Genomic DNA, 12,013 nt, shown 5'->3' with positions numbered 1-12,013 from the left:
TTTATTGATTATTGTTGGGTATTTGTTCAGACGGAACAGTTTCATTCTCCTGGGTTGTAAGCTTTTGCACTGCTTCTGCCAGCTCCTTCCAGGTGCGTTCTAACTCGGCATAAAACTGCAGTCCCTGATCTGTCATTAAAAAATATTTTCGCGGCGGCCCGGAATTACTTTCCACCCAGCGATAGGTAAGGTAACCAGCATTTTTCAACCTGGTTAATAAAGGGTAAAGTGTACCTTCCAAAATTTGCAGGTTTGCACCCTTCATTTTATCAACAATATCACTCGGGTAAACCTCACCTTGTTTTATAATTGATAAAATACAAAACTCCAGTACACCTTTTCTCATCTGGCTTTGCGTATTCTGAATATCCATACAAGAGTTTTTAATAATTGATAAGACAAATCTATAAAATATTTTAATACTATGCAATACACACTACCAAGTTTTTAAAGGTAATCATCATAACAAATTAATAGTTATTGCCTAAAACATTGACTTTCAAGCAAAAAAAATTAATACGAAGTTTTTAAATTGTGACAAGCGGCAAATAAATATGATAGAAAATGGTGAGCTTATTTATTCCGGGCATCCGTTATGCTGTCAAGCAGAGCAAAACTATGCTGGTTGGCCTCATTATCCATCGAATTGGCTATTCCCTTTTTTTCTGCGGCGGTGAGGTGAAAGCTTAACGATGCAGATATGGTGTTTGGCAAAGCTTCATAGCTGAAAGATGTTTTATAAAGGCTTGGCCCGTAAGCATCGAGCATATAATTGACCTCATCCTTTTCATAGTAATCCTGGATATTAAACCAATTATTTTGCAACACAAAAACAGGCTTGGTTATTAAACCGGAAATCGAGCTTACCTGGTATGGGCGCGACCAGTTTTCACCGGGCCGGTCTCTTATTTCTACCAAAACAACCTTGGACGTGTTTTCCTTAAGCCAGTTCTGAAAAAAATTGATGAACCTTAAACTGGTTTCATGCCCAAAATTATCCCGCAGCCCGCCATCCATTATATCAATTTCAGGTTTGGCGGGCAACTCAACATTTGGCAACACAAAAGGAAAAGTTGCATTCATTCTTACAACAGTAAGAAAACGCGTGTTGCCCGGATTTTGCGCTGCAAAAAACGACTGGTAATCCACCCCGTCAATTTCATACTGGCTTAAATTGTTCTGCCTGTTGCGGGCCTGCATCATAAACCTCGCAGGCTTAGTTGCTATAAGCATCTTGCGGCCGTCCCTTGTAATAGCTGTATTAAAAATCATTGATGGAATAAGCGCTTCGCTTTCAGGTTGCTCGTAATCTTTAAGTCTTTTATTAAGTATTCCACGGGTATTAGCATTCAGTTGCTGTTCAAATGCGTAGCCACGATCGCGTATGAAGGAATTGCCATCAAGCGTAAATTTTCCAAAAGGCCCAATCATATCCCGTGCAACCAAAGAGGTAAAAACCGGATTTAGAAGGTCTTTACAAATATTGTCAATATATTTCCTTTGCTGAAGCGAGGATATTTTTCCTTCCTGCTTTTGTAGATACAGCTCCCTGAAATACGCCGCCCCTATCATGCCACCGGAAGACCCGGTAATAAGGGCACACTGCGAAAAAAATTTACCCCCGGTTAGTGTATCAAGCCTCGTTAAAACATTCATGGTAAATGCGGCGCTACGATTGCCGCCGCCGCTTACATCAAGTATAAACATCACCGGTTTTACATCTGTTTGCCTGGCTTTCCAGTTATTCAACATTTTAATAAATGCAACACTGTCTTTCAGCACATCTGCTTTATTGCATAAAACCGAAAGAGCGTCTTTATTATATACAGGTACCTGCCTTGTTTCATAATTTAATCCATACGCCTTGTTTCGCGGATCAATAAACCGTTGAATAAACATCCAGTTCACCAATACATAAATGAGCAAAACCACCGGCGTGCCCCAGCTTCCGAGAAAAAGCGACAGTGCACCGGCAACGGCGATTAATATGGTAAAGAATAAGGTTATGCTGGCTGCCGCCGGTATTTGCAGGTAATGGTTTTCTGCAAACAAGCCTATCAATATCAAACATATAAATGCAAAAAAAACGGCCTTTACAGCAGCTACGTGGTGCCGCTTGAAAATTGAATTGATAAAATCTTCGCTGTAGTGTTTTACATTTCTCGGTTTGCGCAGGCCCAGCATAGCGCTTAGGAAAAAATCAACGCGCATCTCTCCTTTTTCTACGCGTGATCGTTTTATCATTCTTGATGCACGTTCATACTTTTCATTTGCTTCCGTAAAATCGGTGGCCATTTTACGGAATATCTTCCTGTCAGCCCCAAAGAAATACCCAAAAGCAAGCACAAGCGCCAGCATAAACCCGCCAAAAAACCCGCCTGTAAGCGAAAAAATCTCAAGGGTGGATGAAAGCTCTTCTGTACGCTGGTAATCTATTGCATAAAAAAAATAGCAAAGCAAAAAAACAATGGGAATTATGGCGTTGTTAATGCAAAACTTCAAGAATGGTTGCGATGTTGTAGCAAGGAATTTAATATGCCGGCTATGCAAAATAAAGGTTGTGATATTCCAGCTCATAATATAGGCGCCCACCGCAAAGCCCACAAAAGAAGCGCTTAATGCGCTTACCTGTCCTAAATACTCAGGCGCCAGCATTAAAGTATCTGCACCATAAGGTTTTAAAAAATGCCCGCTGATAGTAGCAAACAAAATTGTCCAAAACAGCAGCAATATCTGGTACCGGCGAAAATGCAGGAACAATAGTTGTACAGGCAGGGAATAAAAAAAACCGGTAAAATATCTTTTCATGTACTGCTTATGCTTAAACAATCAAAAAACAGGTTGATAAATACAACGGCTGTTTAATGAAGATAGAAATATTGCAGAGTTTGCAAAAACGGTTGCATAAAAATGATCGTTTATCAGCCAAGCTTTATCTTTTCTTAAACACAGGAACGGTGCTGCAAGGCTCTCCATACATTATGCTTTTTGCGTATGGCAGCAGCCTGGCGGTTATTTTTAAGTAGGCGCTGTCCGGAATAGGTGTTTCGCCGCAGCCTTTTATTACAACCCGCTTATCCTTATACACTTCAGCATCCATAGCGTCTATATTATTCAATAACAGCGTTTCAATAAGTTTTTCTTCACTCCCCAAAACAATATTTTTCGCAACCGGCTGCAGGTAAGTGGCCGCAAGCATATAAGCCCAAACGGGTATAATGGCGTCGGCAGAACAAATAATGGCCACATTACTGTTTTCAAACTGCTGCCAGCCGGTATGCTTTAGTGCTTCGCGAAAATCCTTTTCCCGTATAATCAAACCACGAAACAAATATGCTTTCAGATCGAAAACCTTTATCGTTCCTTTCGGATAAAAATCTTCCAGGTTAACTGTAATGAGCCCGCTGGCTTCCACCCTGTTTATGATCAATTCCCCTGTTTCCATATTTATTTGTTTGCAGCAAATTTACAATACACTTTTCCCACAAAAAACAAAGGCCGCCCGATAAGGCAGCCTTTTAAAAAATCTTTCCATTTATCAATAGAATTTAGAACGGTAATCTTTTACATCAGCCGCTTTGCGCAAAGCAGTAACTGCCTGCGAGGCCTGCTGTTTAAGCATTTGTTCTGTTTGCTGTTTTTCTGCTTCTGCGCCCTGGCCTGCATTAGAAACACCGGAAACGCCGCCTGAGCTTATGGCAAAAACGCCCATTTGCCCTGCAACAGGAGCGCTTATTTTATTTAAGAGCTGTTTATTAAAAGCCGCCCCTACAAATTTAGGCTCCGCACCAAGCGCCGGCACTACAAAAGCAGAAAAACTGACGCTATCTGCATTTTTAACTTCCACGCCGGCACTTTTTGCTATTTCCTGCAAAGAAGAACCTTTCATTTTTTGAGCAATGATGATTTGCGCTTTCTTTTCATTACGCACAGCCAGCTCAACAACCTGCTGCACGGCAGCCGGTGAAGCCAGGCCTTTTCTGCTTATGCCTGTTATCATGGCAACAACATAATTATTGCCAATGCTTACCGGGTCTGACACTTCGCCAACCTTATGATCATAAATCCATTTTACCAGTTCCCGGCTTTCGCCCGGCCCCACAATGGTAAAATCGTTTTCCTTTATTTCCTGTGACGGCATGGCAATCAGCTTATCTTTTTTCACATTATCCTGAAAGGCTTTCGGCGTACGGCTTGATGCAGCAAATTGAGATGCCGCATTATTGGCAGCATTATCCGTTTCGGAACTTGCTTCTATAGGTTTGGATAAATAAGCAATCTTATAACCCGTTTCACTGCCCTTCTGGCCCAGTATCTCAACATAATGATAACCAAAAACCGTATGCACGGTTTTTGCTTCGCCCACATGGCCGGTAAATGCAAAATCATTAAAGTTAGCATCCATTTGGCCGGAAGGGAAGTTTTCATACCTGCCGCCAGTGGTTTTACTTCCAGGGTCATCCGTATATTTAGCTACAACGGAATCAAACGGCACTCCGGTTTTAAGCAGCGCGATGGCACTGTCCAGTCTTTTTAAAGCAGCGCTGTCGTCTCTTACACGCATAAGCGTTCCACTGCTTTGATCCTGCTGGTGGGTAGCCACCAATATGTGGCGCACGGTGGCAGAATCCGGGATTTGCTGCTTAGAAACCATTTTGGCAACAGCATAATTTTTGCCGTCAATATAAGGCCCATATACCTGGCCAGGCGCCAGTTTAAATAACGTATCTTTTATTGGTTGTTTTATTTGTTTTCCGCCAATTAAGCCATTATAATAAGAATCGCCGGAAGATTTTGTGCTTAAAAAAGCCGCTTCATCTTTTGAAGCCGCAAGTTCCGGCTTAAGCTCGTTAAGCTGGTTGCGCACGGCTGCGGAATCAGCGGTGCTGGGATTGGCATTGAACGATACATAAGATATGGTGCGCGTCTCTTCATCGCGCTCAAACTGGGTGGGATGTTTCTTAATATAGGCCTCCATTTCATCAGCAGACACTTTAACGGCACTGTCTGCAACAGCACTGTACGGCACATATATATAGGAAGCTTTTGCTATTGAATTGGCATCCGCATTCATTTTTTCCAGCATCCATTTTGGTGTGTAAACGGCGCCGGTAATAAGCGATTCATATTTCTGCGCTTTGGTTTGCATAATCAGGGGATCAATATATGCTTCCTGAAAATTGGCCACATTTGCATCGTTTGAACGGCTCTTTAGCTCACCTATTTGTTTTTTTGCAGTATTAACATCATACAAACCGGTTTTGGGATCGGTAAAAAACTGCTGCATAAATTGTGGCGGGTTGCTGCCAAACAGCAGATCAGACTTCTCGTTGCCTGTAACGGCAATGCCTAATTTTTCAGATTCCTGGTCAATCAGTGCTTGATTGATCATATAATCCCATATCTGCGGAATAAGCATGCTGCGGGAATACTGGCCATTATTCATTTGTTCATAAAAGCTTACTTTTTGTTCAAAATCCTCATGGTCAATAGACTGGCCATTGATTTTAGCGATAGTCGTTCCCGAGCCTGAAGATGCATGACCTTTATTAAAAAAATAATCCTGCAGTATAAAGGCGAGCAGCGACACTGCAATCGCACCAAAAATTATCCAGGCTGCTCTTTCCCGGATGCGTTGAATAAGTGACATAGTGATTTTTAAAGGATGGCAAAAATAGGGGAATTGAAGTTTTGAACAAATTGTGGATAAACCGGCCATTTAAATGTTCTGCCTTATAAATAAGGCTTTCGCCGCATTTTGTGAAACATAAATAAACACCAGCCTGTTTATATCATCTCTTTTATGTGGGTAAACCGGATTTTAAAATTTTACAACCTTGATAATTATAGAATAAATACAGGCTTTTTTCCAATGCTGCCAAAAACCGTAAATCTCAACACAATTTTTTAAATTGCTCATAACATGCATAATCTGTGAATTTGTGTTTTTATGTTTCCAACACCTGAGCAATTAACATCTGTTAAAATCTATTCAAAACACAGGCAGCATATACATTTTAATTGTGAAAAAGCTGTGGATTAATATGGGATAAACCGCCTAAGGTTAACTTTGCATACTGTGAATAATTAAGTTCTTACCAAATTCACACTTGTAATAATAGTAAGTTGTTTTATAAAAATATTAATATAAATATATTATGGCAGTTATCAACATGAATGAAGCTGAATTGGAATTAAAAGGTTTTGTGGATGTGGACATAAGCCCGGCGCTCGATCTTTTTCATGAAATTGAAATGCTGAAAAAGGAAAAGAATGCTGTGGTGCTGGCGCATTATTACCAGGAACCCGATATTCAGGATATAGCCGATTATATTGGCGACAGCCTGGGCCTTGCCCAGCAGGCGGCTAAAACCAGCGCAGATATGATTGTATTTGCCGGCGTACATTTTATGGCCGAAACAGCCAAAATACTCAACCCAACGAAAAAGGTGGTATTGCCCGATTTAAAGGCTGGCTGCTCGCTTGCCGACAGCGCCCCGGCTGATGCCTTCAGGGCTTTTAAAGAACAACATCCAAACCATGTGGTGATCTCTTACATTAACTGTACGGCCGATATAAAGGCAATGAGCGATATTATTTGCACGAGCAGTAATGCACAAAAGATAATTGAAAGCGTTCCGCCTGACCAGCCCATCATCTTTGCACCTGATAAGAACCTTGGCGCTTATCTTATTAAACAAACCGGAAGGGATATGCTGCTGTGGAACGGCGCCTGTATGGTGCATGAAATATTCAGCCAGAAAAAAATATTAAAGCTTAAGGCACAGCATCCCGATGCCAAAATTATTGCGCACCCGGAATGTGAAGAAGCCGTGCTGCAGTATGCGGATTATATAGGCAGTACCACGCAGCTATTAAAGTTTGCTGTAACAGATGCCGCCAGTACATTTATTGTGGCTACAGAAACCGGGATATTGCATCAGATGCAGAAAGATGCGCCGGGTAAAACTTTTATACCGGCGCCGCCGGATAATGCATGCGCCTGCAACGATTGCCCGCACATGAAGCTGAATACACTCGAAAAATTATACCTGTGCATGGAATATGAAAAACCTGAAATTTTAATGGATGAAGCTATAAGGTTAGCTGCTTTAAAACCCATACAAAGAATGCTGGAAATAAGTAAAGCTGCAGGGCTTGGCGGATAAGAATTATTATTGAGCCTTGAAATTGTTGTCAAACTATCAACTGTTATCTACTTGCAGCCACTCCGGCACTATAAATATCTATCGCCCTTTTTCTTCTTAACTTCAGAGAGAAATTCCTTTACCTGCTGCTCCTTATCTTTTTTGCAGATGAGCAAAACATCTTTTGTGTCAACCACAATAAAATCTTCAAGGCCCTGCAATACCAGTAATTTATCGTCGTGGGAAGAAACCATTGTGTTCGTTACATCAAAAGCAATAACATGCTCCCCCGTTATGGCATTTCCCTTTTCATCTTTTTCAAGATTGGTGTAAGCGCTGTTCCAGGTGCCGAGATCGCTCCAGCCGAAATCTGCAGGAATAACATATACATTTTCTGTTTTTTCCATTATAGCATAATCAATGGAGATGCTTACACACAGAGGATAAATGCGGGCAAGCGCTTTTTTTTCTTCCGGCCTGTTAAAATTATCTTTCTCTGCCAGGAACAGTTCATGCATTTCCGGCTGAAATTGTTCAAAAGCGGCGATTACATCTTTGGCCATCCATATAAAAATGCCGGCGTTCCATAAAAAATCACCGCTTTCCAAAAAGGTTTGCGCCAGTTTTAGGTCTGGTTTTTCAGTAAAGGTTTTTACTTCATACACATTTTCATCCTGTAAAGAATTAAGGTCATATTGTATATAGCCATAACCGGTGTTGGGATAAGTTGGCTTTATGCCCAGTGTTACAAAGGCATTGTGCTTTTTGGCAAATTCCAATGCATGCAGGCTTAGGGTTTTAAAAATATTCAGATCAATAACCAGATGATCGCTGGGCGCAATTACAAGCGCAGCTTCCGGGTCTTTTTCAAAAAGCTTAAAAGCTATGTAGGCCACGCAGGGCGCTGTATTTTTCCTGCTGGGCTCTGCCAGTATATTATCCGGGCTTAACTGCGGCAATTGCTGCTTTACCAGGCCTATGTATTCTTCTGAAGTGATGATATAAATATTTTCAGGAAGAATGAATGATGCATACCGCTTATACGCAGATTGAATAAGCGTTTCGCCGGTACCGAGAATGTCTAAAAATTGCTTGGGAAAAGATGCACGGCTTTTGGGCCAAAATCTTGTGCCCAGGCCGCCCGCCAGGATGGCTACATAGTTATGTTTATTCATATTCGGGGCTAAAGTATTAAATTATTCCTTCACGGATAAGATCGTGCAAATGTATAAAACCGAGATAAGAGCCCGGCTCATCCACCACTATTAATTGCGTAATGCTGTTGGTGTTCATTTTTTCCAGCGCTTCCACGGCAAGCGCTGTATGTAATATTACCCGGGGGGTTGCCTTTAAAATATCCTTTGCTTTTAAAGGTTTTACATCATTCGTTTTTTCAAACAGCCTTCTTATATCGCCATCCGTTATAATGCCTGTTATTTTATTATTATCATTCAAAACAACCGTGGCGCCCAGCCTGCCATCTGAAATAGAAAAGATAACATCTTTAAAAGAAGCGTTTTCTTTCACCATTGGTTTTCCATTCAGTTTATACAAATCATTTACCCTTAAATAAAGCCGCTTGCCTAAGTTGCCGCCGGGATGAAATTTTGCAAAATCATCGCTGTCAAAACCGTTCAGCTGCATGAGGCAAACAGCCAGCGCATCGCCCATAACCATTTGCGCCGTTGTGCTGCTGGTGGGCGCCAGATTGTTCGGGCAGGCTTCCTTGCTTACGGTGGTGTTTAAAAATATATCAGCATTCCTTGCAAGAAAAGAAGCACTGTTTCCCGCAATGGCAATTATAGTGTTGCCCGCATTTTTTATTAAAGGCACCAGTAATTTTATTTCATCGCTTTCGCCGCTCTTGCTTAAAATGATAACTACATCGTTTTGCTGTATCATGCCAAGGTCGCCATGAATGGCATCGGCTGCATGCATAAATAAAGAAGGCGTGCCGGTAGAGTTTAAAGTGGCAACAATTTTTTGCGCCACGATGGCGCTTTTGCCAATGCCCGATATAACAATTCTTCCCCCGCAATTTTGAATAGCATTAATGGCTTTGTCAAAAGAACCATCTATAAAATTTTTTAAATTGGCAATGGCATTCGCTTCCTGTTCTATGGTATAAACAGCAGAATTTTGTGCGCTTGTTTTCATAACCGGCAAAAGTACATTCTTGTTTTAAAGCGGTATAAATGCCGGCTCACAACTTTAACGAATTAAGCATTAACAAAAACTTATTATGACTTATTTTTGTTTGTTACCATCTGAAAGAAATACCAGAACGGCCCGTTTTTCAATGGGCATATTTTGGCAAATCGAATGGAATTTGTACCTTAAAAGTTTTATTGTACTATCCCCGTTTAAAAAGAGAGACGGTAATTTGTGAACAAATGGCAAAGAAATTACTTGCAAAAGAGTCAAAGGAAGTTTTGACTGAAAAAAAGAGCACTGTTAAAAAAACAGTTTCCGGAAAAACCAAAGAAAATTCAAACGGCAATCACAACATTCACGCTGCTTTACAGCATCATTTTGGATTTGAACAATTTAAACAGGCGCAGGAAGATGCCATTAACAGCCTGCTTGGCGGCAGGGATACTTTTGTAATTATGCCCACCGGCGGCGGCAAAAGCTTATGCTACCAGTTGCCCGCCATGATGCTTGACGGGTGCGCTATCGTGGTAAGCCCTTTGATTGCTTTAATGAAGAACCAGGTTGACCTGGTGCGGGGCTATAATGAAAACGATACGGTTGCCCATTTTTTAAATTCCTCTTTGAACAAAGGGCAGATAAAAGAAGTGAAAGACGATCTTTCGGCAGGCAATACCAAGCTGTTGTATGTGGCCCCGGAAACGCTTACCAAACAGGAGAACCTTGATTTCTTCCGCGAGCTGGAAATCTCCTTTTTTGCGGTTGATGAGGCGCATTGCATCTCGGAATGGGGGCACGATTTCAGGCCGGAATACCGCAGGCTGCGTGAAATGATGGATTCCATCAACAATAAAATACCCGTTATTGCATTAACCGCTACCGCAACGCCCAAAGTGCAGAGCGATATTGTAAAGAACCTTGGCCTTCGCAACCCGAATATATTTATATCATCCTTTAACCGACCCAATCTCTATTACGAGATTCAGCCAAAGATCAGGAAGGAACAAACGGTTAAATCCATCGTTCGCTTTATTACCAATATGGCCGGTAAAAGCGGCATTATTTATACGCTCAACCGCAAAACAACGGAAGAACTGGCTGAGCTGCTCGTGGCCAATAATATTAAAGCCGTTGCCTATCATGCCGGCCTCGATTCGAAACTGAGGGCCGAAAGGCAGGATATGTTTTTGAATGAAGATGTGCAGGTGATTGTGGCCACCATTGCCTTTGGGATGGGCATTGACAAGCCGGATATTCGTTTTGTGATCCACTACAATATTCCCAAATCAATAGAAAACTATTACCAGGAAACGGGCCGCGCCGGCCGCGACGGGCTGGAGGGAAAATGCATTCTTTATTATTCCCATAAAGATGTGAGCAAGCTGGAACATTTAATGCGCGATAAGCCACTGAGCGAACGAGAAGTGGGCGCACAGTTAATAAATGAATCGGTGGCTTATGCGGAAAGCTCTGTGTGCAGAAGAAAAATACTGCTGCATTATTTTGGCGAGGAAAGGGAAGAAGAAAACTGCGGCGCCTGCGATAACTGCCTTCACCCCAAAGAAAAAATAGAAACAAAAGATGAAGTGGTGAAAGCGCTGAAAGTGATTAAAGCGCTGGATGAAAAATTCCCTGCGGAATATGTTATCAATATTCTTATTGGCAAGCTTACGCCGCAGGTAATGATGTTTCGCCATGAGAAATTTCACGAGTTTGGCCTTGGAAAAGATAAAGACGAGCATTTCTGGAACAGCCTCCTGCGCCAGATGCTGCTGAGTAATATTATAAGAAAAGATATTGAAGAATATGGCCTGCTCAAGTTTACGGAAGCAGGCATTAAGTTCCTGAAAAAGCCGGCTTCATTTAAAATTGTGCTGAACAATTTGTTTGAAGATGCGAATGAAGATGATGAAGAAAGCGAAGGCAGCGGCGGCGCAGCGGCGGCGGATGAAAAGCTGTTTGAAATGCTGAAAGAGCTGCGCCATGAAGAAGGAAAGAAAAAGAAGCTTCCGCCTTTTGTTATCTTCCTCGAAAGCTCGCTGCAGGATATGGCCACCATGTATCCCACCACGCTGGCGGAACTGGAAAAATGCCAGGGTGTAAGCAAGGGCAAGGCCTTGAAATTCGGCCGCCCCTTTGTGGACATGATAGCCAGGTACGTGGAAGAAAACGATATAGAAAAGCCCGATGATTTTGTAATGAAATCTGTGGCCAACAAGAGCAGCAATAAAATTTACATCATCCAGAACATTGATAAAAAGATACCGCTGGCCACCATTGCCCGCAATAAAGATTTAAGGCTGGATGGCTTGCTGGAAGAAATGGAAACCATTGTGGCCAGCGGCACCCGGCTTAACCTGGATTATGCCATTGACGATATGAACCTGGATGATGATGATAAAGAGGAGATAATAGATTATTTTAAGAATTGCCAGGATTCATCCTTACAGGTGGCGCAGGAAGAATTATCAGGCAGCGGTTATAACTGGGAACAATTGAAAATTATGCGCATTAAATTCTTAAGCGAATTTGGAAACTAAAAAGTTTTGTTCTTTGTGCAAAAGCCTGCGGCTTTATAGTGCGCAAGGGATAAATTAAGTGAATAATATTTCATTCGTACAAGTTTGTTTTTTCAATGGTCTCATGCCTGTCCCGAACTTGCTTCGGGAGAACCTCGCTATGTACATTCCCCTGTGTGAGAAAAAATTATCATG

The 12,013-nt window shown here is 41.8% G+C and carries 8 protein-coding genes; 2 read left to right on the top strand and 6 right to left on the bottom strand.

Annotated features, from left to right (window positions below; genetic code table 11):
* Position 1: 1 nt before the first annotated feature.
* The 4 genes from QM629_RS10150 to QM629_RS10135 form a co-directional block, all read right to left on the bottom strand.
* Complete coding sequence (locus tag QM629_RS10150; RefSeq protein ID WP_415159752.1) at positions 2–373, bottom strand: PadR family transcriptional regulator; 372 nt, start codon at positions 371–373, stop codon at positions 2–4.
* A 200-nt stretch (positions 374–573) separates the two neighbouring features.
* Complete coding sequence (locus QM629_RS10145; RefSeq protein WP_415159751.1) at positions 574–2,808, bottom strand: patatin-like phospholipase family protein; 2,235 nt, start codon at positions 2,806–2,808, stop codon at positions 574–576.
* A 124-nt stretch (positions 2,809–2,932) separates the two neighbouring features.
* On the bottom strand, positions 2,933–3,445 hold the full coding sequence (locus QM629_RS10140; RefSeq protein WP_415159750.1) for a DUF2480 family protein: 513 nt from the start codon (positions 3,443–3,445) through the stop codon (positions 2,933–2,935).
* Positions 3,446–3,538: 93 nt separating this feature from the next.
* Positions 3,539–5,650 (bottom strand): peptidylprolyl isomerase, encoded by a 2,112-nt coding sequence (locus QM629_RS10135; protein WP_415159749.1) that lies wholly within the window; start codon positions 5,648–5,650, stop codon positions 3,539–3,541.
* A 508-nt stretch (positions 5,651–6,158) separates the two neighbouring features.
* Here QM629_RS10135 and nadA point away from each other — a divergent pair.
* On the top strand, positions 6,159–7,169 hold the full coding sequence (gene nadA, locus QM629_RS10130; RefSeq protein ID WP_415159748.1) for a quinolinate synthase NadA: 1,011 nt from the start codon (positions 6,159–6,161) through the stop codon (positions 7,167–7,169).
* A gap of 68 nt (positions 7,170–7,237) precedes the next feature.
* On the opposite strand, the gene QM629_RS10125 is transcribed toward nadA, so the two are convergent.
* Positions 7,238–8,323: a mannose-1-phosphate guanylyltransferase gene (locus QM629_RS10125; RefSeq protein ID WP_415159747.1), complete on the bottom strand. Its 1,086-nt coding sequence runs from the start codon at positions 8,321–8,323 to the stop codon at positions 7,238–7,240.
* 16 nt (positions 8,324–8,339) lie between these two features.
* Positions 8,340–9,305: a KpsF/GutQ family sugar-phosphate isomerase gene (locus tag QM629_RS10120; RefSeq protein ID WP_415159746.1), complete on the bottom strand. Its 966-nt coding sequence runs from the start codon at positions 9,303–9,305 to the stop codon at positions 8,340–8,342.
* Positions 9,306–9,541: 236 nt separating this feature from the next.
* Here QM629_RS10120 and recQ point away from each other — a divergent pair, with 236 nt between their 5' ends.
* Positions 9,542–11,839, top strand: coding sequence for a DNA helicase RecQ (gene recQ / locus QM629_RS10115; protein ID WP_415159745.1), 2,298 nt, complete (start codon positions 9,542–9,544; stop codon positions 11,837–11,839).
* Positions 11,840–12,013 lie beyond the last annotated feature (174 nt).

This window comes from Parafilimonas sp., from assembly GCF_047606085.1.
In the GTDB taxonomy this organism is placed as follows: domain Bacteria; phylum Bacteroidota; class Bacteroidia; order Chitinophagales; family Chitinophagaceae; genus Parafilimonas.
The sequence above is the reverse complement of the archived record's forward strand: the minus strand, read 5'-3'. Positions and strand labels throughout refer to the sequence as shown.

What these genes read in the sequence shown, in the direction of transcription:
- QM629_RS10150 (WP_415159752.1), bottom strand. Translation starts at nt 373, where the DNA reads ATGGATATTCAGAATACGCAAAGCCAGATGAGAAAAGGTGTACTGGAG.
- QM629_RS10145 (WP_415159751.1), bottom strand. Translation starts at nt 2,808, where the DNA reads ATGAAAAGATATTTTACCGGTTTTTTTTATTCCCTGCCTGTACAACTA.
- QM629_RS10140 (WP_415159750.1), bottom strand. Translation starts at nt 3,445, where the DNA reads ATGGAAACAGGGGAATTGATCATAAACAGGGTGGAAGCCAGCGGGCTC.
- QM629_RS10135 (WP_415159749.1), bottom strand. Translation starts at nt 5,650, where the DNA reads ATGTCACTTATTCAACGCATCCGGGAAAGAGCAGCCTGGATAATTTTT.
- nadA (WP_415159748.1), top strand. Translation starts at nt 6,159, where the DNA reads ATGGCAGTTATCAACATGAATGAAGCTGAATTGGAATTAAAAGGTTTT.
- QM629_RS10125 (WP_415159747.1), bottom strand. Translation starts at nt 8,323, where the DNA reads ATGAATAAACATAACTATGTAGCCATCCTGGCGGGCGGCCTGGGCACA.
- QM629_RS10120 (WP_415159746.1), bottom strand. Translation starts at nt 9,305, where the DNA reads ATGAAAACAAGCGCACAAAATTCTGCTGTTTATACCATAGAACAGGAA.
- recQ (WP_415159745.1), top strand. Translation starts at nt 9,542, where the DNA reads ATGGCAAAGAAATTACTTGCAAAAGAGTCAAAGGAAGTTTTGACTGAA.